At 65.5% G+C, this 25,062-nt stretch carries 26 protein-coding genes; 11 read left to right on the top strand and 15 right to left on the bottom strand.

The features are described 5' to 3' along the window. The first annotated feature begins 13 nt into the window (after window positions 1-13). Both ACIGJG_RS07415 and ACIGJG_RS07410 read left to right on the top strand, forming a co-directional pair. Window positions 14-304, top strand: a complete 291-nt coding sequence (locus tag ACIGJG_RS07415; RefSeq protein ID WP_483672967.1) for a DUF4936 family protein — start codon at window positions 14-16, stop codon at window positions 302-304. A 45-nt stretch (window positions 305-349) separates the two neighbouring features. Beyond that, complete coding sequence (locus ACIGJG_RS07410; RefSeq protein WP_140953363.1) at window positions 350-1,177, top strand: NRDE family protein; 828 nt, start codon at window positions 350-352, stop codon at window positions 1,175-1,177. Here ACIGJG_RS07410 and ACIGJG_RS07405 read toward each other — a convergent pair whose 3' ends face one another. Beyond that, window positions 1,178-1,606 (bottom strand): GNAT family N-acetyltransferase, encoded by a 429-nt coding sequence (locus ACIGJG_RS07405; RefSeq protein ID WP_483672965.1) that lies wholly within the window; start codon window positions 1,604-1,606, stop codon window positions 1,178-1,180. A 197-nt stretch (window positions 1,607-1,803) separates the two neighbouring features. Here ACIGJG_RS07405 and ACIGJG_RS07400 point away from each other — a divergent pair, with 197 nt between their 5' ends. The 7 genes from ACIGJG_RS07400 to denD all read left to right on the top strand — a co-directional run bounded on the left by ACIGJG_RS07400 (window position 1,804) and on the right by denD (window position 8,738). Continuing rightward, window positions 1,804-2,541 carry a FadR/GntR family transcriptional regulator gene (locus tag ACIGJG_RS07400; RefSeq protein WP_483672963.1) on the top strand — a complete coding sequence of 246 codons (738 nt, stop codon included), beginning with the start codon at window positions 1,804-1,806 and terminating at the stop codon, window positions 2,539-2,541. 51 nt (window positions 2,542-2,592) lie between these two features. Continuing rightward, window positions 2,593-3,486, top strand: a complete 894-nt coding sequence (gene ltnD, locus ACIGJG_RS07395) for an L-threonate dehydrogenase (protein ID WP_483672962.1) — start codon at window positions 2,593-2,595, stop codon at window positions 3,484-3,486. A 13-nt stretch (window positions 3,487-3,499) separates the two neighbouring features. Continuing rightward, on the top strand, window positions 3,500-4,798 hold the full coding sequence (gene otnK, locus ACIGJG_RS07390) for a 3-oxo-tetronate kinase (protein WP_483672961.1): 1,299 nt from the start codon (window positions 3,500-3,502) through the stop codon (window positions 4,796-4,798). Beyond that, on the top strand, window positions 4,798-5,451 hold the full coding sequence (gene otnC, locus ACIGJG_RS07385; protein ID WP_011297594.1) for a 3-oxo-tetronate 4-phosphate decarboxylase: 654 nt from the start codon (window positions 4,798-4,800) through the stop codon (window positions 5,449-5,451). Before otnK ends, otnC begins: the two co-directional genes overlap by 1 nt. 108 nt (window positions 5,452-5,559) lie before the next feature. Further along, entirely contained in the window at window positions 5,560-6,924 is a 1,365-nt protein-coding gene (locus ACIGJG_RS07380) for an MFS transporter (protein WP_483672960.1), read from the top strand. A 36-nt stretch (window positions 6,925-6,960) separates the two neighbouring features. Further along, on the top strand, window positions 6,961-7,743 hold the full coding sequence (otnI, locus tag ACIGJG_RS07375) for a 2-oxo-tetronate isomerase (RefSeq protein ID WP_220631530.1): 783 nt from the start codon (window positions 6,961-6,963) through the stop codon (window positions 7,741-7,743). A 20-nt stretch (window positions 7,744-7,763) separates the two neighbouring features. Next, window positions 7,764-8,738: a D-erythronate dehydrogenase gene (gene denD / locus ACIGJG_RS07370; RefSeq protein WP_011297591.1), complete on the top strand. Its 975-nt coding sequence runs from the start codon at window positions 7,764-7,766 to the stop codon at window positions 8,736-8,738. A 112-nt stretch (window positions 8,739-8,850) separates the two neighbouring features. On the opposite strand, the gene ACIGJG_RS07365 is transcribed toward denD, so the two are convergent. The 3 genes from ACIGJG_RS07365 to ACIGJG_RS07355 form a co-directional block, all read right to left on the bottom strand. Further along, complete coding sequence (locus ACIGJG_RS07365) at window positions 8,851-9,288, bottom strand: YbgC/FadM family acyl-CoA thioesterase (protein WP_011297590.1); 438 nt, start codon at window positions 9,286-9,288, stop codon at window positions 8,851-8,853. Window positions 9,289-9,396: 108 nt separating this feature from the next. Next, entirely contained in the window at window positions 9,397-10,380 is a 984-nt protein-coding gene (locus ACIGJG_RS07360) for a tripartite tricarboxylate transporter substrate binding protein (RefSeq protein ID WP_483672959.1), read from the bottom strand. An 87-nt stretch (window positions 10,381-10,467) separates the two neighbouring features. Further along, a complete protein-coding gene (locus tag ACIGJG_RS07355; protein ID WP_483672958.1) occupies window positions 10,468-11,496 on the bottom strand; it encodes an alpha/beta hydrolase in 1,029 nt (342 codons plus the stop codon). 274 nt (window positions 11,497-11,770) lie between these two features. Between ACIGJG_RS07355 and ACIGJG_RS07350 the strand changes: the two genes are divergently transcribed. Both ACIGJG_RS07350 and ACIGJG_RS07345 read left to right on the top strand, forming a co-directional pair. Continuing rightward, window positions 11,771-12,919, top strand: coding sequence for an iron-containing alcohol dehydrogenase (locus ACIGJG_RS07350; protein WP_011297587.1), 1,149 nt, complete (start codon window positions 11,771-11,773; stop codon window positions 12,917-12,919). Between the two features lie 53 nt (window positions 12,920-12,972). After that, a complete protein-coding gene (locus ACIGJG_RS07345; protein ID WP_011297586.1) occupies window positions 12,973-13,494 on the top strand; it encodes an O-acetyl-ADP-ribose deacetylase in 522 nt (173 codons plus the stop codon). A gap of 132 nt (window positions 13,495-13,626) precedes the next feature. On the opposite strand, the gene ACIGJG_RS07340 is transcribed toward ACIGJG_RS07345, so the two are convergent. The 11 genes from ACIGJG_RS07340 to pncA form a co-directional block, all read right to left on the bottom strand. Next, window positions 13,627-14,559 (bottom strand): alpha/beta fold hydrolase, encoded by a 933-nt coding sequence (locus ACIGJG_RS07340; RefSeq protein ID WP_483672956.1) that lies wholly within the window; start codon window positions 14,557-14,559, stop codon window positions 13,627-13,629. Between the two features lie 29 nt (window positions 14,560-14,588). After that, window positions 14,589-15,491: an SDR family oxidoreductase gene (locus ACIGJG_RS07335; RefSeq protein WP_483672955.1), complete on the bottom strand. Its 903-nt coding sequence runs from the start codon at window positions 15,489-15,491 to the stop codon at window positions 14,589-14,591. A gap of 60 nt (window positions 15,492-15,551) precedes the next feature. Next, window positions 15,552-16,364: an SDR family oxidoreductase gene (locus ACIGJG_RS07330; protein ID WP_483672954.1), complete on the bottom strand. Its 813-nt coding sequence runs from the start codon at window positions 16,362-16,364 to the stop codon at window positions 15,552-15,554. A 4-nt stretch (window positions 16,365-16,368) separates the two neighbouring features. Further along, window positions 16,369-17,214, bottom strand: coding sequence for a class II aldolase/adducin family protein (locus ACIGJG_RS07325; RefSeq protein ID WP_011297582.1), 846 nt, complete (start codon window positions 17,212-17,214; stop codon window positions 16,369-16,371). 75 nt (window positions 17,215-17,289) lie between these two features. Next, entirely contained in the window at window positions 17,290-18,303 is a 1,014-nt protein-coding gene (locus ACIGJG_RS07320; RefSeq protein ID WP_011297581.1) for an NADP-dependent oxidoreductase, read from the bottom strand. Between the two features lie 44 nt (window positions 18,304-18,347). Beyond that, on the bottom strand, window positions 18,348-19,706 hold the full coding sequence (locus ACIGJG_RS07315; RefSeq protein WP_483672953.1) for a serine hydrolase domain-containing protein: 1,359 nt from the start codon (window positions 19,704-19,706) through the stop codon (window positions 18,348-18,350). An 86-nt stretch (window positions 19,707-19,792) separates the two neighbouring features. After that, on the bottom strand, window positions 19,793-20,236 hold the full coding sequence (locus ACIGJG_RS07310; RefSeq protein ID WP_041679907.1) for a PaaI family thioesterase: 444 nt from the start codon (window positions 20,234-20,236) through the stop codon (window positions 19,793-19,795). Window positions 20,237-20,302: 66 nt separating this feature from the next. Further along, a complete protein-coding gene (locus ACIGJG_RS07305) occupies window positions 20,303-21,085 on the bottom strand; it encodes an SDR family oxidoreductase (protein WP_011297578.1) in 783 nt (260 codons plus the stop codon). Between the two features lie 52 nt (window positions 21,086-21,137). Next, a complete protein-coding gene (locus ACIGJG_RS07300) occupies window positions 21,138-22,994 on the bottom strand; it encodes an acyl-CoA dehydrogenase (protein WP_011297577.1) in 1,857 nt (618 codons plus the stop codon). A 191-nt stretch (window positions 22,995-23,185) separates the two neighbouring features. Beyond that, entirely contained in the window at window positions 23,186-24,364 is a 1,179-nt protein-coding gene (locus ACIGJG_RS07295; protein WP_483672952.1) for an acetyl-CoA C-acyltransferase, read from the bottom strand. A gap of 47 nt (window positions 24,365-24,411) precedes the next feature. After that, window positions 24,412-25,050, bottom strand: coding sequence for a bifunctional nicotinamidase/pyrazinamidase (gene pncA / locus ACIGJG_RS07290; protein ID WP_011297575.1), 639 nt, complete (start codon window positions 25,048-25,050; stop codon window positions 24,412-24,414). Window positions 25,051-25,062: the final 12 nt, after the last annotated feature.

Genomic DNA, 25,062 nt, shown 5'->3' with positions numbered 1-25,062 from the left:
CCAGGACGCTGCCATGAGCGATCACGTCTTCGTCTATTTCCGCGTCCCCGAAGCGCTGGCAACCGAAGCGCTGCCGCACTGGCATCGCTGGATGGAGACGGTTGCCGAAGCGACCGGAATTGGTGGTACGCTGATGCGCAGGCCGGAAACCCGCGCCGGCGTGCAGACCTGGATGGAATGCTATGCCGATGTCCCGCCCGCCTTTGACGCCACGCTTGCCGGATTGTGGCGCCAGAGCGGACTCGATCAATGGGTCGATGGCGAGCGCCAGGTCGAGCACTTCATCGACCTGGACCTGCTCTAGGGTCGTCGCAGTTGGTTCTGCGCCGTAACGGAAGGAAGCAAAGCAATGTGCCTGATCCTGGTTGCCTGGCAATCACACCCGGACTATGCCCTGGTGGTGGCCGGCAATCGCGACGAATTCTATGCGCGCCCCGCCGCGCCGGCGCACTGGTGGCAGGATGCCTCCCACGTGCTGGCCGGCCGCGACCTGGCCGAGGTGATCGGCGAGCCCGGCACCTGGATGGGTGTAGGCGGAGATGGCCGCTTTGCTGCACTGACGAACTATCGCGCCCCATCGGAAAAACGCACCGATGCGCGTTCGCGCGGCGAACTGGTGTCCGGCTTCCTGCGCGGGCATGACGCGCCTGCGGACTACCTCGGCACGCTGGCAGGCGCCGATGGCTGCTACAACGGCTTCAACTTGCTGGCCAGCGACCTGAACGAACTCTGGTGGTACAGCAACCGCTCTGCCTCGCGCCAGCCGCAGCGGCTGCGCCCGGGGCTGTACGGGCTGTCCAATGCGCTACTCGATACACCGTGGCCAAAGGTACGCAGCCGCGTGGGCGCGCTTGCGGAAGTGCTTGCGGCCGATACCGGCCATGCCAATGCCAGCGCGGAACCCTATCTGAAACTGCTCGCCGATAACCGGCAGGCTGCCGACTTCGAGCTACCGTCGACCGGCGTCGCTCCCGAGTGGGAGAAACTGCTGTCGTCGGCGTTTATCCGCTCGGGCAACTACGGCACGCGCGCGAGTACCGTGCTGCGCGTGCGCCATGACGGCCGCTTCGACCTCAGCGAGCGCAGCTTTGATGCGAGCGGTCAGACCGGCGAGGTTTCCTACCGCGGCAAGCTAAACCTGGCGCGCGACACGGGCACCGTACCAGCGCCGCGCTGATCAGGCGCCCAGCCGCTTGCGCATCTCCACGTGGGGGATGCCGGCCTCCTCGAACTCATCCCCGACCTGCGCAAAGCCGACGCGCGCATAGAACGGCGCGGCATGCGTCTGTGCATTGAGCACGAGCTCCGGGTAGCCCAGTTCAACGGCCTTCTGCATCAGCGCTTCCAGCACCAGCGCGCCAACCCCGGTGCCGCGCACCGAGCCGAGCACTGCCATGCGGCCGATATGGCCATCCGGCAACAGGCGGCCTGTGGCGACCGGCGTGCCATCGTCGGCCAGCGCCAGCGCATGCCAGCTCGGCTCATCCCATTCGTCCCACTCGAGCTCAACCGGCACGCCCTGCTCTTCGACAAATACGGTGTAGCGGATGGCGCGCGCGCGTTCACGGGCTTCGGACCAAGGGCAGATCAGGACGGAGACAGGCATGGCGATGCGGGGAAAATGACGTAAAGGCGAGCCGGGCTACGGGTATGGCAGCCAGCGGCCGCCATGATACGCCACAATCCGGCCCCCGTTGGCCGCACCGGTGTAGTGCGGCAAGCACCAAATCAGGGTTTACGCTCAGTACCATATCACCTTTAAATTTGTATGATGACCTGACTACCGTATAACCCGATGACGCCGTGTTCCAAAAAGTACCTGCCCGCGCCCTGACCGACAACGTCGCCGAGCAACTGCTCGACAAGATCCAAAGCGGCGCTTTCGCACGGGGCGACAAGCTGCCGACCGAAGCCGTACTGTCCGAAGAATTCGGCGTCAGCCGCACCGTTATCCGCGAAGCGATCTCGCGGCTCAAGTACGAAGGCGTAGTCGAGTCGCGCCAGGGCAGCGGCGTGTTCGTGACCGAACAGGCCGGTATCCGCCCGCTGCGGATCGACTACACCGACACCGGCACGCTCGACTCGGTGCTGCAGATCGTCGAACTGCGCCGTGCCATTGAGGCCGAGGTGGCGGCGCAGGCGGCACGCCGCCGCACCGATGCCACCATGACGGCGATCGACACCGCGCTGGCCCGCCTTGACGCGGAAGTGGCCGAGGGGGGCGACGGCGTCGCGGCCGACGTGGCCTTCCACCGCGCGATTGCCACGGCCACGGGCAATCCCTATTTCTTGAAAACGCTGGAGTTCCTGAGCCAGTACCTGGAAGCCGCCACGCGGGTGACGCGGACCAACGAAGCGCGCCGCGCCGACTTCACGCGCCAGGTGCGCGAGGAACACCAGGCCATCGTCGCCGCGATTCGCGCCGGCGACGCGCTGGCCGCGCGCAATGCCGCGCAGAACCACATGTACAACGCCGCCCGCCGCCTGTCCCAGCTCGGCCAGGACGAAGCGGACGACGAGCGTCCCGGCATCGCCAGCTAAGCCGGCGCCGCCCTATCGATTGACCTGCCTTACCTGCATCAGGAGTTTTCTATGTCCCGGAATATCGGCGTAATCGGCCTTGGCGCCATGGGCAACGGTGTCGCGCAGTCGCTGCTGCGAGCCGGATTTACCGTGCACGCCTGCGACCTTCGGCCCGACGTGCTGCAGCGTTTTGCCGACGCCGGCGGCGTGCCGTGCGCAAGCCCCGCCGAACTGGGCAGCCGCTGCGATGTCGTGATCACGCTGGTAGTCAACGCCCAGCAGACCGAGGCCGTGCTGTTCGGTGCCGACGGTGCCGCCACGACGATGCGCCCCGGCACGCTGGTGATCGCGAGCGCGACCGTGCCGCCCTCGTTTGCCGAAGCGCTGGGCCGTCGCCTGGGCGAGCAAGGCATCCTGCTGCTCGATGCCCCGGTGTCCGGGGGCGCGGCGCGGGCGGCCAGCGGCGAGATGACCATGATGACGTCCGGCCCCGCCGAAGCGTATTCGCGGGCCGAGGACGTGCTGGCCGCGATCTCCGGCAAGGTCTACCGCCTGGGCAACGCGCATGGTGCCGGCTCCAAGGTCAAAATCATCAACCAGCTTCTGGCGGGCGTGCATATCGCCGCCGCGGCGGAGGCCATGGCACTGGGCCTGCGCGAAGGTGTGGACCCGGATGCGCTGTACGACGTCATCACCCATAGCGCCGGCAATTCGTGGATGTTCGAGAACCGCGTGCCGCATATCCTGTCGGGCGACTACACGCCGCTGTCCGCAGTCGATATCTTCGTCAAGGACCTCGGCATGGTGCTCGATACCGCGCGCACCAGCAAATTCCCGCTGCCGCTGTCCGCCGCCGCGCACCAGATGTTCATGATGGCCTCCACCGCCGGCCACGGCGGCGAAGACGATTCCGCCGTGATCAAGATCTTCCCCGGCATCGAACTGCCGGCCAAGGCAGAGTGAGGCGAAGCACGTCATGACCGCCATCCAGCAACAAGATCGCCCGCTGCTCGGCTGCATCGCCGACGACTTCACCGGCGCCACCGACCTCGCCAATGCGCTCGTGCGCAACGGCATGCGCACTGTGCAGACGATCGGCGTGCCCGACGCGCACGCCGTACGGGACGTCGGCCAGGCCGATGCAATCGTGGTCGCACTGAAGTCGCGCACCATTCCCGCCGCCGACGCCGTGTCGCAATCGTTGGCCGCACTCCAATGGCTGCGCGCGCAGGGCTGCCGGCAGTTCGTTTTCAAGTACTGCTCGACGTTCGATTCGACCGACGCTGGCAATATCGGCCCGGTCGCCGAAGCCCTGCTCGCGGCACTGGACAGCGATTTCACGATCGCCTGCCCGGCCTTCCCCGAGAATGGACGCACCATTTTCCGCGGCCACCTGTTTGTCGGCGATGGACTGCTGAACGAATCGGGCATGGAGAACCATCCGCTCACGCCGATGCGCGACGCAAACCTTGTGCGCGTGCTGCAGCGGCAGAGCAAAGCGAAGGTCGGTCTGCTGCGCTATGACGCTGTTGCACTGGGTCCCGCTGCCACGACAGCGCGCATCGAAGCGCTGCGCGCCGATGGCAATCACCTTGCGATTGCCGACGCCGTGTCCGACGCCGACTTGTTCACCCTTGGCGAAGCATGCGCGAACCTGCCGCTGATCACTGGCGGGTCGGGCATCGCGCTCGGCCTGCCCGAGAACTTCCGCCGCGCAGGCCTGCTGCCGCAGCGCGGCGATGCCGCGTCCGTCCCGCGTGTCGACGGCCATGGCGTAGTGCTGGCCGGCAGCGCCTCTCGTGCGACGAACGGACAGGTGGCACGCTGGCTCGAACAGGGCCGTCCCGCGCTGCGCATCGATCCGCTCGCGCTCGCACGCGGCGAAGCCATTGTGGATACAGCGCTTGCCTTCGCCGCGAACCATGACGAGCCAGTGCTGATCTACGCGACCTCCAGTCCCGATGAAGTCAAAGCCGTGCAGGCCGAACTCGGCGTGGAACGTGCCGGTCATCTGGTCGAACAAGCGCTGGCCGGCATCGCCGCAGGCCTGCTCGCACGTGGCACGCGCCGCTTTGTCGTCGCGGGTGGCGAGACTTCCGGCGCCGTCGTGCAGGCGCTTGGCGTCCGCGCATTGCGTATCGGCGCACAGATCGCGCCGGGCGTGCCCGCGACCGTCACGCTCGATGCGCAGCCCCTCGCGCTAGCGTTGAAATCGGGCAACTTCGGCGGCGAGGACTTCTTCGCCGAAGCGCTCGCGCAACTCGGAGGCCAGTGATGAGCCAGGAAAGCAAGCTGCGCGAAGAGATCTGCCGCATCGGCGCTAGCCTGTACCAGCGCGGCTATACCGTTGGCTCGGCCGGCAATATCAGCGCGCGGCTTGATGACGGCTGGCTGATCACGCCGACCGACGCGTGCCTCGGCATGATGGATCCGGCTGCCGTGGCGAAGGTATCCGCAGATGGCAACTGGGTGTCCGGCGACAAGCCGTCGAAGACGCTGACGCTGCACCGTGCCATCTACGACCACAATGCCGAGGCGAAGGCAGTCGTGCACACGCACTCGACGCATCTTGTCGCATTGACGCTGGCCGGCGTGTGGCAGCCCGACGATATCGTGCCGCCGCTCACGCCTTACTACGTGATGAAGGTCGGTCATATCCCGATGATCCCGTACCACCGGCCGGGCGATCCGGCCGTGGCGGCGCGTGTCGCCTCGCTTGCCAACAAGGTGCGCGGCGTGATGCTCGAGCGACTCGGTCCCGTGGTGTGGGAATCCAGCGTCTCGCGCGCAGCGTTCGCGCTCGAAGAGCTGGAAGAGACCGCGAAGCTCTGGATGATGATGAAAGACATGCCGGGCTTCGCGGCCCGCGCCGCGCTCGGCGAGAGCGCTCTGGCTGAACTACGGGAGACCTTCCAGGCCCGCTGGTAGACCATCGCAGCAGTACCCCACTAATACAGACGCGATCCCGTGCGCAGCAGCCACAAGGCTGCCGCGCGGAGAACACGCGCGCCCTCGAAACCCGAACCGGAGACCACCGTGAATCCCAACCAACCCGCGGCCAGCGTGCCCGCCTACGACAGCCTGGGCGCCAATGCCCGGCTCGATGCCGACGCCCAGGTCGAAAAACGCGCCTATAACAAGGTGTTCTGGCGCATCATGCCTTTCCTGATGCTGTGCTACGTGATCGCGTACCTCGATCGCGTCAATGTCGGCTTCGCCAAGCTGCAGATGGGCCAGGACCTGGCCTTTTCCGAGACCGTGTTCGGCCTTGGCGCCGGTCTTTTCTTCATCGGCTACTTCCTGTTCGAGTTGCCTAGCAACCTGCTGATGCACAAGCTCGGCGCGCGCATATGGATAGCGCGCATCATGATCACGTGGGGCATCATCTCGTCACTGTTCATGTTCGTGCAGACGCCGACACAGTTCTACGTGATGCGCTTCCTGCTCGGCCTGGCCGAAGCAGGCTTCTACCCGGGTGTGATCCTGTACCTGACCTACTGGTACCCGGCCAACCGTCGCGCGAAGATGATCGCCCTTTTCATGTCGGGCATTCCAGTGGCCGGCATGTTCGGCAACCCGCTGTCGGGATGGATCATGGACGCGTTCAACGATACCCACGGCCTGCGCGGCTGGCAATGGATGTTCGTGATCGAAGCCCTGCCCGCATTCGTGATCGGCGTGGTAACCGTCTTCGTGCTGCGCGACGGCATCGACAAGGCGCCGTGGCTCGACGCCGACGAGAAGCGCGTGCTCAAGCGCAATATCGAGGAAGACCAGCAGAACGCGGGCGCGGCCTCCGGCAAGGCGCATGGCCATTCGCTCGGCGCCGTCTTCAGCGACAGCCGCGTCTGGTGGATGTGCCTGATCTACTTCTGCTTCGTCACCGGCCAGTACGCGCTGACGTTCTGGATGCCCACGCTGGTCAAGGCGAGCGGCGTGACCGGCAACTTCAATATCGGCCTGCTGTCGGCGATTCCGTTTCTGTGTGCGGTCGTCGTGATGAATATCCTCGGCCACAGCGCCGACGCGCGCCGCGAGCGCCGCTGGCACCTGATCGTGCCTGCGCTGATGGGTGCCGCGGGCTTTGCGGTTGCGGCTTCGTTTACCGACAATACGACCGTGGCCATCGCCGCGCTGTCCGTGGCTGCCGCTGGCGTACTGACCTGCGCGCCGCTGTTCTGGTCGCTGCCGACCGCGTTTCTGTCGGGCATCGCCGCGGCCTCGGGCATCGCGGTGGTCAACTCGGTGGGCAACCTGGCCGGTTTCGTGTCGCCGTACATGATCGGTGCGCTGAAAGACATGACCCACAGCACGCAGCTGCCCATGTATGTGCTTTCCGCGATCCTGGTCATTGCCGCGGTGCTCGTGTGGCTGACGCCGGCCAAGCTGGTCAACCGCTGATCCGCCGCTTTAAAGACTCACAACTGGAATCCAACCATGCCGCGTTTCGCCGCCAACCTTTCGATGATGTACACGGAGCACGACTTCCTGGACCGCTTCGCCGCTGCCGCGGCGGACGGCTTCCAGGCCGTCGAGTACCTGTTCCCGTACGAGTACCCGGCCGCCGAACTGCGTGCGCGACTCGACGCCAGCGGCCTCGTGCAGGCGCTGTTCAATGCGCCGCCGGGCGACTGGGCCGCAGGCGAGCGCGGCATTGCCGCCCTGCCCGGCCGCGAAGCCGAGTTCCGCGATGCCTTCGGCCGCGCGCTCGAATACGCCGGCGTGATCGGCAATGACCGTGTCCACGTGATGGCCGGCCTGATTCCCGCCGATACCGACCTCGCGCGCTGTCGTGCCACCTATCTGGAAAACCTGGCCTACGCCGCGAAGGCCGCTGCCGCCCAAGGCATCACCGTGCTGATCGAGCCGATCAACACACGCGACATGCCCGGCTATTTCCTGAACCGCCAGGACGACGGCCAGGCCATCTGCAAGGAAGTCGGCGCCGCGAACCTGAAGGTGCAGTTCGACTGCTACCACTGCCAGATCGTCGAAGGCGATGTCACGAAGAAACTGCAGCGCGACTTCGCCGGCATCGGCCATATCCAGATCGCCGGCGTGCCGGAGCGCCACGAGCCGGACATCGGCGAACTGAACTACCCCTACCTGTTCGATGCGATCGACAGCCTCGGCTACCAGGGCTGGATCGGCTGCGAATACCGGCCGCGCGCCGGCACCTCGGCCGGCCTGGGCTGGATCAAGCCGTACCTGAAGCGCTGAACCCTCTGAGAAGCATTGCCATGAACGTACTGATTACCGGCGGCGCCGGCTTCCTCGGCCTGCAACTGGCGCGCCTGCTGTTGCAGCGCGGCTCCCTGAACCTGGATGGCAAGGCGGTCGCCTTCGACCGCCTGACGCTGCTCGACGTCGTTGCGCCGCAAGGCCTCGATGACGCGCGTGTTCGCGTGGTGACCGGCGACCTGTCGGACCCTGCCGTGCTCGCGCAGGCCATTGACGCCGATACAGGCGCCATCTTCCATCTTGCCGCCGTGGTGTCGGGCCAGGCCGAAGCCGACTTTGAGCTCGGCATGCGCGTGAACCTCGACGCTTCGCGCGCGCTGCTCGAAACGTGCCGCGAGCTCGGCCACAAGCCGCGTGTGTTGTTCACCAGCTCGGTCGCAGTCTATGGCGGCGAGCTGCCGCCCGTGGTGCAGGACGATACCGCGCTGAACCCGCAATCGTCGTACGGCGTGCAGAAGGCCATCGGCGAATTGCTGCTGTCCGACTACAGCCGTCGCGGTTTTGTCGACGGGCGCGTACTGCGCCTGCCGACCATCAGCGTGCGGCCCGGCAAGCCCAATGCGGCAGCCTCGTCGTTTGCGAGCGGCATCATTCGTGAGCCGCTGTCGGGGGTAGAAGCCAATTGCCCGGTGGCGGCGGACACGCCGTTGTGGCTGCTGTCGCCGCGCGCGGCCGTGGCGGCGCTGGTCAACGGCATCGAGCTGGACGGGGAGCGGCTCGGCAATCGCCGCGTGGTGAATCTTCCGGGGCTGTCCGTCACGGCGGCAGGCATGGTCGAAGCGCTGCGCCGCGTCGCGGGCGATGCCGTGGCTGACCGTGTCACGTGGCAACGCGAGGAACGCATCGAGAAGATCGTCGGCACGTGGCCGGCGGCGTGGAATGCAGAGCGTGCGGTGTCGCTCGGGTTCCAGAGCGATGCGAGCTTTGATGAAGTGATTCGGGCGTATAGGGAGGATGCGGGGTTGGCGAAGTAAGCCACAAGGCTTTGCTACTGCCAACGCCTTCGCATCTACCGACGACCAGTCCCCTCTTCCGCGAACGGGAGAGGGGAGCAAACCAGCGGGATAGTTCTGCTGGCGGTCGGTGTCACCCGGCCGGCTTCACCACCTCATACGCCGCGATCGTCTCCCGCACCGGCCCCGGAATCGGCGCCGACGTCTTCGACTCCGGATCCGCGCACACATAGACGATCTCGCCGGTGATCAGGTGTTCGTCGCCACGGTACATCTCCACGCGGAACAGCATGCTCGAACGCCCCATGCGCGCCATGCGGCCACGGATGTCGAGCACATCGTCAAAACGCGCCGACGCATGGTATTCGAGCGTCGACTTGACCACGAAGATATCGACGCCATGCGCGTGCAGCACGTCCTCCGGATACCGGATGCCGGCATCGCGCCAGTATTCGGTGACGCAGATATCGCAGTATGTGAGGTAATGCGCGTTGAAAACGATCGACTGCGGATCGACTTCGGCCCACCGCACGCGCAACGGCATGCTGTGGCGGAAATCTTCTTTGGCCATCTGGCTGGTCTCCTCTGATCTGGCTTGTACATGGCAATCAGGCCGCCACCCCGCCTGTTGCAGGCAGCGTGGCGGCCTGAGCCGTGGTGCAGAAAAATGCCTGCGGATTTATTGCGGCTTGGCCAGGCCCAGCTTTTCGATGATGGCCTTTTCCTTCTTCACCGTATCCGCGGCAAACTGCGCGTACTGCGCGCTGTTCATGTAGTACGGCTCCATGTCGAACTTGGCCAGCGATTCGCGGTAGTTCGGCATTTCCATGGCCTTCTTGAACGCATCATGCAGTTTCTGCACGATCTTCGGATCAGTGCCCTTCGGCGCCACCAGACCAAACGGCGAGGTCTGCACGATGCCCATGCCCAGTTCCTTCAGCGTCGGCACGTTGGGGAAGCGCGCCGAACGCTTCTCGCCCCAGGTGGACAGCAGGCGCAGCTTGCCCTGCTCCACGTATGGCGCCCACGCCGGCGTGTCGGCCACGGACATCACATGGCCGCCGAGCAGCGCCTGCATCGATTCCGAATTGCCCTTGTACGGAATGTGCGAGAACTGCACGCCCTGCTTCAGCGCCAGCTCTTCCATGGTCAGGTGGAGCGTGGTCATGCTGCCCGGCGAGCCGTAGGTCAGCTTGCCCGGGTTGGCCTTGGCGTAGGCGATGTACTCCTGCATGGTCTTGATCGGCGAATCCGCCGGCACCACGAGGCCGAACGAGTAACCCGCCAGGTTGATGATGTAGCTCAGGTCCTTGACCGGATCCCAGTTGATCTTGGTGGTGTACGGCAGGCGGTAGACCGGCATCGCGACTTGCGCCAGCGTGTAGCCGTCAGGCGCGGTCGATTGCATCATCTGGGCCGGCAGCACGCCGCCGGCTCCGGGCTTGTTCTCCACGATGACGGGCTGGCCGAGGATTTTCGATGCGTTATCGGCCAGCACGCGGAACGGGATATCCGTGGAACCGCCTGCTGTATAGCCGATGACCAGGCGGATCGGACGTTGCGGGAATTTCTCTGCCTGCGCATACGCGGGCACGGCGGCAAGACCCAGTGCGGCGGTGGCTGCGGCGAGGCCCGCACGGGCGATGAATTGGCGGCGTTGCATTTGACGATGTCTCCTTGTGCTGCAAGTCACTGCTGAAAGTTTTTGAGTTCGGACCGCAATTCGTGTGATTCGTGCCGCGGCCCGGCGTTACTGCCCGGTGCCGAAAGCGGCCCGGAGCGCCGCCACGGCATCGGCATGCGCCTGCGCCACGGCAGGCACGAAGCGGCCCATCTTGAAAAAGTCGTGGATCATGCCAGCATAGTCGGCCAGCGTGACCGTCACGCCCGCCGCGCGCAATTTATCGGCGTAGGCCACACCTTCGTCATGCAGCGGGTCATAGCCGGCCACGGCAATCCACGCCGGACAGCAGCCGCGCACATCTGCACCACTGCCGCCGCCATCGAGCGGAGCAAAGCGCCAGTCGTCGCGGCTCGATTCCTGATCGAGGTAATGCGAGAAGAACCACTGGATCATGTCCGCCGTGAGCAGATAGCCCTCCGCCAATGCCCCGTGCGACGGCGTGTCCTGCCGCGCGCAGGTGCCGGGATAGATCAGCAACTGCAGCACGGGCGCCAGCCCGCTGTCGCGCGCATGCACGGCGCATGCCGTGGCAAGCGTGCCGCCGGCACTGTCCCCGCCCAGCGCAATACGCGCGGGGTCGGCGCCGAGCCGGGCGGCCTCTTCGAAGACCCAGTGCAGCACGTCGAAGGCGTCGTTGGCCGCGGTCGGGAAGCGCCATTGCGGTCCGAGGCGGTAGTCGACCGACAGCACCATACAGTCGGCATGCGCAGCCTGCATGCGGCACAGCGCGTCGTGGGAATTGACGCTTCCGACCGTGAATCCGCCGCCGTGAAAGTACACGAGCATCGGCAGCGGATCGGCCCAACTGGCCTCGCGCGGCGCGTACAGGCGCACCGGAATCCCATGGCCGTCGCGCGCGCAGACGTGGAGATCGTCGACCGCATGCATGGGCAGCGGCGAGATATCAAGGATGGGCGCACTCTTCTCGTAGGCGATCTTGGCGTCCTCCACGTCCATCACATGAATGGGTGGCCGCTTGGCGCGTGCAATCAGGTCGAGCAGCGCCGCTGCCTGCGGGTCGAGCGGCACGGCAGGCATGCCAGCGACAGACTGGCTGGCCGGCACAGCGGACGAGGCGGAGGTTACGGCAGACATGGCAGATACTGGCGTCGATACAGCATGGGCGGGGCCTGTTGGGCAGCCGCACTATGACTCGGGGCTTCCCCCGACGTCGGGGCAAGTTCGAATTGTGAACGGTCGTTCGATTTCAGTATCATGCCAGTGTTTCAAGAAGCAGACATTACGAAATAACCCCGATGCGTGCCCGCGAGTGGGTGTTTCTGGGCGATGATCGCCCTAGTTCATCCGCTTGGCCAGTTTTTCTCAGAATGCAAAATTCGCGGCAGATCGCCGCAGGAGACAGCGAACCATGGCCTTTATCTACTATCTGACGCACATTCATCTCGACTTCGGCGCCGTGAGCCTGCTGAAGGCCGAATGTGAACGCATCGGCATCCGCCGCCCGCTGCTAGTGACCGACAAGGGCGTGGTCGCAGCCGGCGTGGCACAGCGAGCGATCGACGCGATGCAGGGCCTGCCGGTGGCGGTGTTTGACGAGACGCCGTCGAATCCAACCGAAGCCATGGTGCGCAAGGCCGCCGAGCAGTACCGTGACGCAGGCTGCGACGGGCTCGTGGCGGTCGGCGGCGGTTCGTCGATCGATCTCGCCAAGGGCATCGCGATCATCGCCACGCACCCGGGCGAACTGACGACCTACGCCACCATCGAAGGCGGCAGCACGAAGATCACCGAGCGCGCCGCGCCGCTGATCGCCGTGCCGACCACATCGGGCACCGGCAGCGAAGTGGCGCGCGGCGCGATCATCATCCTCGAAGACGGGCGCAAGCTCGGCTTCCATTCGTGGCACCTGCTGCCGAAATCGGCCATCTGCGACCCGGAACTCACGCTGGGGCTGCCTGCGGGCCTGACCGCCGCGACCGGCATGGACGCCATTGCCCATTGCGTCGAGACCTTCCTGGCACCTGCCTTCAACCCGCCCGCCGACGGCATTGCGCTGGATGGCCTGGAGCGAGGCTGGGCCCACATCGAACGCGCCACGCGCGACGGCAAGGACCGCGACGCGCGGCTCAACATGATGAGCGCGTCGATGCAGGGCGCCATGGCGTTCCAGAAGGGCCTTGGCTGCGTGCATTCGCTGTCGCACCCGCTCGGCGGACTGAAGATCGACGGCAAGACCGGCCTGCACCACGGCACCCTCAACGCGGTGGTCATGCCCGCGGTGCTGCGCTTCAACGCCGACGCGCCCACCGTGGTGCGCGACGACCGCTACGCGCGCCTGCGCCGCGCCATGCACCTGCCCGAAGGCGCCGACGTCGCCCAGGCCGTGCACGACATGACGGCCCGGCTGGGGCTGCCGACCGGGCTGCGCCAGATGGGCGTCACCGAAGACATGTTCGACAAGGTGATTGCGGGCGCCCTGCTCGACCACTGCCACAAGACCAATCCAAAAGAGGCCAGCGCGGCGGATTATCGGCGTATGCTTGGAGCGTCCATGTAGGCCTGCCTGGCCCTGGCCGGCCCGGGACATTCATCCACTGCGGGAGACAGCGAATGACAGGTGAACACTTGCAGGTTGTGCATGGAGACATCACCCGGATGGAAGTTGATGCCGTCGTCAATGCGGCGAATAGCGGGCTGCTAGGCGGGGGCGGCGTGGATGGCGCGATCCACGGGGCCGGCGGCCCCGCGATCATGGCGGCCTGCAAGGCCATCCGCGACGCACAGGGCGGCTGCCCGACCGGCGAAGCGGTGATCACCACCGGCGGGCTGCTGCCGGCGCCTTACGTGATTCATGCGGTCGGGCCGGTATGGCATGGCGGTTCGCGGGATGAAGATCAGCAACTGGCAAGCGCGTATCGAAACAGTATTCGGCTTGCAGCCGAGCATCATCTGCGTACGGTGGCGTTTCCGAATATCAGCACAGGCATCTATGGCTTTCCGCGCGAGCGCGCGGCGGATATTGCCATTCGGGCCGTGCGTGAGGCGCTGGCCGCGGCGCCGGGGATTGAGCAGGTGACGTTTGTTTGTTTTGATGAAGAGAATTATCGGCTCTATCGCGAGAGGTTAGCGTGAGTGCGGGCTTCTGGTCGAGTCTGGGTTATCGCCCTTGACCGGCGCCGCTGTTTCGCCGGCGTAGCCGGCGACTTACTTCTTGTCCGAGCGACAGAAGTCGGCGGCGCCCCAGTCCGACCAGAACCCACCAACCTACTTCAAAGCACTACGAATCAACCGGCTCACCAGTTCCGGCTCCTCATGCACTACCCAATGCGTGCCATCCGGAATGCGCTCTAGCCGCATATCCGGCACGAACTGATCCAACCCGTCCAGCAATGACTTGGGCAGCGCCCGGTCCCTCTCTCCCCAGATCACGAACGTAGGCACGCGAACTACGAACGCCGCCGGATCGAGCCGCGAGATGTCCGGTGGCGCCTCTCCCGGCCCGGGCGGATGCATCGGCGACGCACGGTAATAGTTGACCCCGCCCGACAACGAATGCGCGCTGCCTTCGCCAGGCTGCGCCCAGGCCGCCAGATACTTCTCGCGCGTATCGCCGCTGAACCACGGTGCGGGCTGCTCGCCGCCGGCCGTCAGCATGCTTTCCAGCATGGCGAAGTTGTTTGCGGCAAGCACCGCTTCAGAACCTGGCCGGCGCAGCCAGTTCATATAGGCCGACGCTGCCTGCTGCTGCGGATCGTTGACCAACGCCTTCGCGAACAGATACGGATGCGGTGAATTGATGATGACCAGTTGCTCGACCAGTTGCGGAAACTGAATGGCAAGGTTCCAGCAGACAGCCCCACCCCAGTCATGCGCAACCACGATGCAACGCTCATACCCGAGGGCGCCGATGAACTGCACCAGGTCCTCGACGATATGGCGCGGGCGGTAGGCCTCTACCGCTTCGGGCTTGCTCGACAGGTTGAAGCCGCGCAGGTCCGGTGCGACCGCGAAATGGGTGCGGCCGAATTCGGCAAGCTGCGCTTCCCATTCGAACCAGAATTCCGGGAATCCATGCACGAACAGCATCAGCGGCTTGCCGCGCTCTCCGGCGCTGGCGTAGTGCAGGCGCGTGCCATTTGGCAGGTTGGCGAACTGCAGATGACGGATGACGGCGGGAGCGGTCATGGGGGTCTCCATGCGCGGGCCTCGTGTGGTTGGTTCGTCGATCAGCCGCGCAGCGCGGCAACCAGTCCTGCGCGTACCTCGGGCTTGTCCGCGAACGGATCGCCGGGATTGCGCTGGCCGATGATGTCCTCGAAACGTTGCTGCACGGGCGCGAGGGCCTGCGGGTGCGAATAAATATAGAAGCTTTCCGCACGAATCGCATCGAAGGTCTTCTGTGCCACGTCCTCGGCCGTGACCTTGCCCGACGTGACCGCCTTGTCCGTCAGCGCCTGCGACACCATCTGCGAACGCGTGGGCGGCGCATCGTTGGTCAGGTCCGCGGGACGGTTGCGCTGCGACTGGTTGATGCCGGTCGGCACGAAGTACGGGCACAGCACCGAGCAACGCACCTGCTCCGTGACGAGGCCCAGGTCCTGGTAGAGCGTTTCGGTCAGCGTCACCACGGCATGCTTCGATACGTTGTACACGCCCATGGCCGGCGGGCTCAGCATGCCGGCCATCGAGGCCGTGTTGACGATGTGGGCCTGATAGGTCGGATCCTTGGCGGCCGCGGCCAGCATCAGCGGCGTGAAGATGCGCACGCCGTGGACCACGCCATACAGGTTCACGCCCAGGACCCACTCCCAGTCCTTCAGCGAGTTCTCCCACAACAGGCCGCCCGCGCCAACGCCCGCGTTGTTGAACAGCAGGTTGACCTGCCCGAAGCGCTCCATGGCCGCATCGGCCAGCGCCTGCACCTGCTCGCCGCGCGAAACATCAGTGCGCAAGCCGATCACATCCGCGCCTTGTCCCCTCAGTTCGGCCACGGTTGCATCCAGCGCATCCTGCTGGACATCGGCCAGCACCAGCTTCATGCCCAGCCCGGTACCGATGCGTGCGAACTCCTTGCCGAAACCGGACGCGCCACCCGTGATGACGGCCACTCGGCCTTCGAATTGATTCATGTGTTTGTCCCCTCTCGCTATGTCGTGTACAGGTCCTTATCGGACCTTCTTTGGCCCGGCTCAGCGGCCTGCCTGTTTCAGCGCCTTCAGTGCCATGCGATCCACCATCGCCGGAGCCAGCAACTTAAGCCACTGCCCCAGCCGGCCTTTAGCCGTCATCACCAGTTCGCGCTTGCGCGCGGTCATCGCGGCCAGCATCTGGCGCGCGCATTCCTGCGCGGTCATGGCATCGTCCTCACGCAGCCGGCTTTCGCCAAGCGCGCGGCCATCGGGGCCGAAGCCGTTGACCCGCGTATCCGTCGCGACCACGCCAGGAAACACCACGCAGATATCGACGCCGCTGCCGTGCAGCTCGCAGCGCAGCGCTTCGCAGAAGCCCGCCAGTGCAAACTTGCTGGCCGAATACGCGGTACGCCCTGGCACGCCGACCTTGCCGGCCAGGCTCGATACGGCCACCATCTGGCCACGGCGCGCGCGCAAGTGAGGCAAGGCAGCGCGCGTGCACCACATCGCGCCGAAGTAGTTCACGCGCATGACGGTCTCGTAATAGCCGTAGTCGGACACCTGCTCGAAGTAGCCGTGCGCGGATACGCCGGCGTTGTTGACCAGCACGTCAAGGCCGCCGTAATACGCAACGACGTCCGCAACGAGGCGCGTGCAGGCGGACTCATCGGACACATCGGTGCGCCATACGGCGACCTCGGCATGCGGGTGCATGGCCTGGATGCGGCTGGCCAGCGCATGCAGCATGTCCAGGCGGCGCGCGGCCAGTGCGAGCCGGGCGCCCTGCTGTGCCAGCAGCATCGCGAGTTCCGCGCCAATGCCGTCCGACGCACCCGTGATCAGTACCACCCTGCCGGTGAACGGGGCCATGGTTTCAGTCCAGCAGGTCGGGCTGTTCTTTGACGATGCGGGCGTACAGCGGCTGGAATTGGAACCAGCCCGCCTGCGCGGTACCGACGATCGAATAGGCCTGGCTCGCTGCGGCCTCGGAGATGAACTTGAGCGGCGCATTGGTGCGCGCGGCAGCGGCTTCCGCCAGCAATTGCACCTGGCACGAGCGCTCCATCGTGATGAACCACCACGCGGCCTCGTCGACGGTCTTACCGACCGTCAGCAGCCCATGGTTCTGCAGGATGGCGGCCTTGTTCGATCCCAGCGCATTGGCAATGCGCTGGCCCTCGTCCAGCTCCACCACCACGCCGCCGAAATCGTCATAGACGGCATGGTCGTTATAGAACGCGCAGACGTCCTGCGTGAGCGGGTCGAGCGGGCGGCCCAGCGTGGACCATGCGCGGCCATACGTGCTGTGCGAGTGCGCGGCGGCGACCGCGTCCGGACGCGTCTGGTGCACGCGTGAATGGATTGCAAAGGCTGCTGCGTTGACCGGATAGTCGCCTTCCACCACGTTGCCGTGATGGTCGCAGCGGATCAGGTTCGACACGTTCACCTGGCTGAAATGCACGCCGAACGGGTTGACCCAAAACGTGTCGGTATGCTCGGGATCGCGCGCCGTGATGTGGCCGGCGACGCCTTCGTCGAAGCCGAACTTCGAAAACAGCCGGAACGCCGCGGCAAGGCGTTGCTTGCGATGGAGGCGTTCCTGCGCGGGCGTGTCGAACTCCGGCGGCCGCGGCAGGTTGCGGTAGCGGGCCTTGACCTCTTCGGACAGGCCGGCGCCGATTTCGTCGGCGGCTGCGGGATGGGCTTGCGGGGCGTTCATGCGTGTCTCCTGTGGTAGTCGTTGTGCGCAGGTCCGCCGACCGGGCGCCAGGCCCGGCCGGCGACGCCCTGGCGCTTACACCAGTTTCACCAGCTGCTTGCCGAAGTTCTTGCCCTTGAGCAGGCCCATGAATGCTTCCGGCGCGCTTTCCAGGCCCTGCGCGACCGATTCGCGGAACTTGAGCTTGCCCTGCGCGACGGCCGTGCCCAGCTCCTTCAGCGCCTGCGGCCACACCTCCATGTGTTCGGAAACGATGAAGCCTTCGACGGTCAGGCGCGAGACCAGGATCAGCTGCGGATTCTTCAGCGGCAGCGGCTGGCCGTCATAGCCCGCGATCATGCCGCACATGGCAATGCGGCCGAACGCATTCATGCGCGTCAGTACGGCATCAAGGATGTCACCGCCCACGTTCTCGAAGTAGCCGTCGATGCCATTGGGCGTGGCTTCCTTGAGCATCGTGTAGAGCTCCTTGGAATCCTTGGCGGCCTTGTAGTCGATACACGCGTCGAAGCCCAGCTCATTGACCACGTAGTCGCACTTGTCCTTGCCGCCGGCAAACCCCACGGCGCGGCAGCCGGCCAGCTTGGCCAGTTGCCCGACGACGCTGCCCACAGCGCCCGACGCAGCGCTGACGACCACCGTCTGGCCCGCCTTCGGCTGAATGATCTTGTTCAGGCCGTACCATGCCGTCACGCCCGGCATACCGACTGAACCGAGATACGCCGACAGCGGGATATGCGTGGTATCGACCGGTTGCATGCCGGTGCCGTCGCTCACGCCCATTTCCTGCCAGCCGAACATGCCGACCACCTTGTCGCCGGCCTTGTACTTGCTGTTCTTGCTCGCGACGACTTCGCCCACCGTGCCGCCGATCATCACCTCGTTCAGCGGCTGCGGCGTGGCGTACGACTTGCTGTCGTTCATGCGACCGCGCATATACGGGTCCAGCGACAGGTAATGGTTGCGCACCAGCACCTGGCCGTCGGCAAGCTCCGGCACGGGTACTTCCTCGAGGCGGAAGTTGGCCGGCGTCACGGCGCCTTCGGGGCGCGATGCCAGGACGATGCGCTTGAACGTATTGGTGGACATGTCAGATCCTTGTAAAGGGAAACGCGGCGGGGGTTGTGCCGCGGTTATTGCTTCATCAGCTCCATCGCCAGCGCGCGGTAAGCGCGATGGGTCACGGGGTCATTGGCGGCGTTGGCCGCAAGCGGGTGCGAGGCGTAGCGCACAATGGTCATCTGCGCCTTGGGATCGACATAGATGCGCTGACCATGGATGCCGCGCGCTTCATAGACGCCGTGGTCATCGTGGGATACCCACCACATGTCGCGGTAGCTCCAGCCCGGCAGCGTGGCATAGCCGGCCTTGGCGAACTTGGCACGGTCGCCGCCACCACTGATTTCCTGGACGACCGATGCGGGAATCACCTGCTGGCCATTGAAGCGGCCCTGGTTGCGCATGGTTTCGCCGAAGCGAGCGAGGTCGCGCAGCGTGGTGTTGAGGCCCCCGCCGCCCGATTCGGTGCCGATGCTGTCGACGGTGAAGTAGGCATCGCTCTCGGCGCCCATCTTTTGCCAGACGCGATCGGACAGCAGCTTCGCCAGCGACTGACCCGACGCGCGCTTGACGATCCACGCGAGCACCTCGGCATTCACGGTCTTGTAGGCGAAGGCCTGATCGTGTTCGCCTTCCTTTTGCAGCGTCTTCAGGAAGTCATAGAAATTCTGCGGCCCTGTGTAAGCGGCATCGCGCGGCAGCATGCCGCCGGCACGCGCGTAGTCGAAGACTTCCGCCTTCGGGTCGGCATAGTTTTCCGAATACTTGACGCCCACGGTCATGTCCATGACCTGGCGGACCGTAGCATCGCCGTAGGCAGTGCCAGCCATCTCGGGCACATAGCGCGTGACCGGCGCGGCCGGGTCGAGCTTGCCGTCCGCAGCGAGCACGGCCGCCAGCGTGCCCACGAAGGACTTGGTCACCGACATGGCAAGGTGCGGCGTGTGGTCGTCCAGCGCGCCGAAATAGCGTTCGTAGACCACCTTGCCCTTGTGCATCACGAGGATGCCGTCGGTGTAGGTCAGTGCCAGCATGTCGGAGAACATGCGGCGGCTGCCGTCGGCGTCCGTGAACGGCACAGCGCTGATATCGCGCTCCGCGCGTGGCAACGCGCTCACACCGGCGCGGCCATGCCAGACGGCCGCAGTCGGCACCAGCTCGCGCATATGCGAAAAGCTCCAGCGCTGGCGCGGAAAGCGGCTGCTCGCGATATTGAAGCCGATCTGCTTGTCGGCCGGCGGCGGGAAACCCTGCATCCACCCGAGCGTGATGGGGTCGGTGGCGGCGGCGTCCGGGAAAGAAGGCGGTGCGGCCGGGGTGGCCTGGGCGTGCACCGGCGAGTTCGCCGCCAGTACGCCCGCTCCGAGCGCGCCAAGGGCGCGAAGTCTCAGGGTGGCAATCAGGCGCCGCGCGGCGCCAGCTGTCTTCTGCATCGTGTCTCCCGATCAATCTTGTTGTGTTGACTTCGACTGCTGCATTGCCTGCCGGTCTGCGCCGGCTCCTGCCCCGTTAGTTTCGATCAGCCGTCGGCGCCGGTGTCCGCGCCATCGTCGGCCGTGCGCTGCGGCGGAATCCGCTTCACGTACTTGAACGTGCCGGACGCGCGCGCCACGGTCTTGCCGTCGGCATCGACGATCTCGGCCTCGCAGAACGCCATGGTCGTGGTCCGGTGCACGCATTCGCCGCGTGCACTGAGCGTACCGCGTCCGGGCGCCATGAAACTGGTCTTCATTTCGATGGTGACCAGGCCGCGCCCGAGCGTGTCGGCCGAGCGGCCGGCCACCGCCATGGCCACGTCGAGCAGTGTCATGAGCACGCCGCCGTGGGCCATGTCCCAGCTGTTCTGGTGGCGCTCTTCCAGCGCGAGTTCAAGTTCGCTTCGCCCCCCTTCGCTGCGGTTGCAGGTCACGCCAAGCTCGGACAGGAAGGGAATACGGTTCGGGAATCCGTTGTGTTGCGTCATGGTCTTGTCAGGTTCAATGAGACGGGCGCCACGCCAGGCGCAGCCACCCGCCATTAGACCATGCGATCAGACTGCGCTGACGCCACCGTCCACGGCCAGGATCTGGCCGGTAATGTGCTTGCCCGCGTCGCTCGCGAACAGCAGCGCGGCGCCCTTCAGGTCTTCGTCGTCGCCAAGGCGGTGCAGCGGCACGCCTTCGCACATGGCGTCCACGCCCAGGCGATCGAGCGAGCCCTTGGTCATCTTCGACGGGAAGAAGCCCGGTGCCAGCGCATTGACGGTGATGTTGTGCTCGCCCCACTCGCCCGCCAGCGTGCGCGTGAAGTTGACCACGGCACCCTTGGAGGTGTTGTAGGCAATGGTTTCCATCGACCCCGGCGGGTTGCCGGCGAGCCCGGCAATCGATGCCACGTTGATGATGCGGCCGTAGCGGCGCGGAATCATCGACAGCTTGCCGATGCGCTGCGTCAGCAGGAACAGGCCGCGGATGTTCAGGTTCATGACCTTGTCCCAGGCCTCGACCGGGTGGTCTTCGGCGGGAGCGCCCCAGGTAGCGCCGGCATTGTTGACGAGGATGTCGATGTGGCCGAGCTTCGCCAGTGCTTCATCGGCAAGGCGCGCGATATCGGCTTCCTGTGCGCCGTCGGCGGCGATCCAGTCGGCCTCGATGCCGCGCGCTTTCAGGTGTGCCTGCGCGGCCTGCAGTTCGTCGGCCTTGCGCGCGGACAGCACCACGCGCGCGCCTTGCTCGCCCAGTGCTTCGGCAATCTGCAGGCCAAGCCCGCGCGAACCGCCGGTCACGAGCGCGGTACGGCCCTTCAGGTCAAATAGTTGCTGGATGGTACGCATGATTGGGTTCCCTGATGTTCCTCGATGTCGTGGACACGGATAGCGGCGCGGGTCAGAACCAGGCGTCCTGCATATCCAGCGTGGTGCGGTCCAGCGTAGCCAGCAGTTCGAGCTGCGGGCCGACCTTGGGCAGTTCCCAGCGGGAGAAGTACGTGGCCGCGGCAAGCTTGCCGCGATAGAAGGTTTCGTCCTCGCCGCTGGCGCCACCTGCCAGCGCAGCTTGCGCGACCAGTGCCTGCTCCAGCCAGATCCATGCGACCACCACGTGGCCGAACGCTTCCAGGTAGATGCTCGCATTGGCCAGCGTCACGTTGGCATCGCCGGCGCTCCACAGCACCTTCGTGACCTCGGCAAGACGTGTCGCCGCAGCACCAAGCGCGCGCGCCTGGCTGCCCAGCTCCTTGTCGCCGCTCGACAGTGCGCATTCGCAGGTCTCGCGCACACGCTCGCCCAGCAGGCGGAATGCGGCGCCGTCCTTCATCACGACCTTGCGGCCCAGCAGGTCCAGGCCCTGGATGCCGTGCGTGCCTTCATGGATCGGGTTCAGGCGGTTGTCGCGGTAGAACTGCTCGACGTTGTACTCGCGGGTATAGCCATAGCCACCATGGACCTGGATAGCCAGGTTATTGGCTTCGAGGCACCACTGCGACGGCCAGCTCTTGGCGATCGGGGTCAGGATATCGAGCAGCAGCGAAAGCTGTTCATGCTTGACCGCATCGGCGGACGCGGCGCGCTCTTCGTCGACCAGCTTCGCGCAATACAGGTTCAGCGCGAGGCCGCCTTCCACATAGCTCTTCTGTGCGAGCAGCATGCGGCGGATATCGGCATGCTCGACGAGCTTCACCTGCGGGCTTGCCGGGTCCTTGCCGCCGGGGCCGACCGGGCGGCCTTGCGGACGATTGCGCGCATAGTCGACTGCATGCAGATAGCCGGTATAGCCGAGCATGACCGCGCCGAGGCCCACGCCGATGCGGGCCTCGTTCATCATGTGGAACATGCAGGCAAGGCCCTTGCCGGGCTCGCCGACCAGATAGCCGATGGCGCCAGCCTTGCCGGCCGGCTTGTACTTCATGCCCTCGCCGAAATTCAGCAGGCAGTTCGTGGTGCCACGGTAACCCATCTTGTGGTTCAGGCCGGCCAGCACCACGTCGTTGTGCTCGCCGAGCGAGCCGTCCGCGTTGACGAGGTACTTTGGCACGATGAACAGCGAGATGCCCTTCACGCCCGGCACCAGCTTTCCGTCCGGCCCCGGAATCTTGGCCAGCACCAGATGCACGATGTTGTCCGACAGCTCGTGCTCGCCGGCCGAGATCCACATCTTGTTGCCGCGCAGACGGTATTGCGCGCCGAGCGGCGATTCGCCTTCGTACTCGGCACGCGTGGTGACGTCCGACAGCGACGAACCGGCCTGCGGCTCCGACAGGCACATGGTGCCGAAGAAGCGGCCTTCCATTTCGGGCTTGACGAAGGTATCGATCTGCGCGGGCGTGCCGTGCGTAAGCAGCAGGTTGGCGTTGCCGATGGTCAGGAACGGGTAGGAACTCGTGCCGACGTTGGCGCCCTTGAAGTACGCAAAGCCTGCTTTCTCGACCAGCACCGGCAGCTGCATGCCGCCGATTTCGTAGTCCTGTCCGGCGGCCATCAGCCCGGCCTCGCAGAACGCCTTCAGCGCCGTGCCGACTTCTGGAATGATGGTGACGGTCTCGCCGTCGAATTCGGGTTCGTGCTGGTCGTTCTTCTTGTTGTGGGGCGCAAACAGGTCGGTGGCGATTTTCTCGCACGTATCCAGCGCCGCGTCGAAAGTCTCGCGCGAGTGGTCGGCGTAGCGGGGAATGCGGGTCAATTCGTCCGCCTTGAGCCATTCGTACAGGACGAAATTCAGGTCACGGCGGGAAAGGATCAGCGACATGGTGTCTCCATGCGGGGCGCTGCGTGGCGCACCGCGGTTCTTCTTGTCTTGCTGGCGCGCCCGAGGGTGCGAGAAATCCCTATCGAATGGGAATGACCCTGGAGCGGTATTGAATTTGCAGGAACGCCTGCCTTTCAGTGACTACATGGGTGCTCCCTCTCCCGCGCACGGGAGAGGGAAGCAAACCAGACTTACAGCACTTCGAACAACCCGGCCGCGCCCTGCCCGCCGCCGATGCACATCGTCACGACGACGTACTTCACGCCACGGCGCTTGCCTTCAATCAGCGCATGACCGACCAGGCGAGCACCCGACACGCCATACGGGTGGCCCACGGCGATGGCGCCGCCATTGACGTTCAGGCGATCCATCGGAATGCCCAGCTTGTCGGCGCAATACAGCACCTGCACGGCGAAGGCTTCGTTCAGCTCCCACAGGCCAATGTCGTCGACCTTCAGGCCCGCCTTCTTCAGCAGCTTGGGCACCGCGAACACCGGGCCGATGCCCATTTCATCGGGCTCGCAACCCGCCACGGCAAAGCCGCGGAACACGCCCAGCGGCTGCAGGCTCTTGGCGGCGGCGACGCGCGCGTTCATCACCACGGCAGCCGAAGCACCGTCCGAGAACTGCGACGCATTGCCGGCGGTGACCACGCCACCCGGCACGGCAGTACGGATTTTCGACACGGCTTCCAGCGTGGTGTCGCCACGGATGCCTTCGTCGCGGTCCAGCGTCACTTCCTTCGTGACCAACTGGCCCGTGGACTTGTCGGCCACGCCTGCGAGCACCGTGATCGGCACGATCTCGTCCTTGAACTTGCCGGCTTCCTGCGCGGCAGCGGCGCGCTGCTGGCTGCGCACGCCATACTCGTCCTGGCGATCCTTCGAGATGTTGTAGCGCTTGGCCACGTTCTCGGCGGTCTGGAGCATGTTCCAGTAGATTTCCGGCTTGTTCTTGACCAGCCACGGATCGGCGAGCATGTGGCGGTTCATTTCCGCCTGGACGCAGGAGATGCTTTCCACGCCGCCGGCCACGAAGATATCGCCTTCATCGGCGATCACGCGCTGCGCCGCCATAGCAATGGTCTGCAGGCCGGACGAGCAGAAGCGGTTCACGGTCGCACCCGGCACGGTGACCGGGCAACCAGCACGCAGCGCGATCTGGCGGGCGATGTTGGAGCCGGTGGCGCCTTCGGGGTTGGCACAGCCCATCAGCACGTCTTCCACTTCGCCGGCTTCGATCTTTGCGCGCGCAATGGCGTGCTCCACGGCGTGGCCGCCGAGCGTCGCGCCATGGGTCATGTTGAACGCGCCCTTCCAGCTCTTGGCCAGCCCGGTGCGGGCGGTGGATACGATGACTGCCTCGTTCATGTTTTGCTCCTCGGAATCTTGGTGTCTTTCAGTTCGGTTAGTTCGGTTCAGCCCGGGGCTTGCAGCAGTTCGGCCGCGTGGATGCGCTTGACGCCAGCGGCTGCGAGGTCCTGCCACGCCTGCGCCAGCGACCCGTTAAGGTCGATGGCACGGCACGCATCCTCGATCAACACGGCGTCGAAGCCTGCAGCGCGCGCATCGAGCGCGCTCCACGCCACGCAGTAGTCCGTCGCCAGTCCGGCCAGGAACACGCGCTTCACGCCGTGCTCTCGCAGGTAGCCGGCCAGTCCGGTGCGCGTGCTGCGGTCCGCCTCCATGAAGGCGGAGTAGCTGTCCACGCCCGTGTGATGGCCCTTTCGGATCACCAGCCGGGCGTGGGGCACGTCGAGCCCGGCGTGGAACGCCGCACCCGTTGTGCCCTGCACGCAATGGACCGGCCACAGCACCTGCTGGCCATACGGCAACGCGAGCATCTGGAACGGCTCGGTACCGGCATGGTTGGCGGCAAACGAGACATGGTCCGCCGGGTGCCAGTCCTGCGTCAGCACCACGTGCGGGAATGCATGCGCGAGCCGGTTGACGACAGGCACGATCTCATCGCCACGCGGCACGGCAAGCGCGCCGCCTGGCATGAAGTCGTTCTGCACGTCGACTACCAGCAGGCAGTCATCCGGACCGGGTCTCATGTTCGCCTCCGT

Source organism: Cupriavidus sp. C1SS-2L (genome assembly GCF_057073735.1).
Note: the sequence above shows the minus strand (reverse complement) of the source record. Positions and strands in the feature narration are given on the sequence as shown.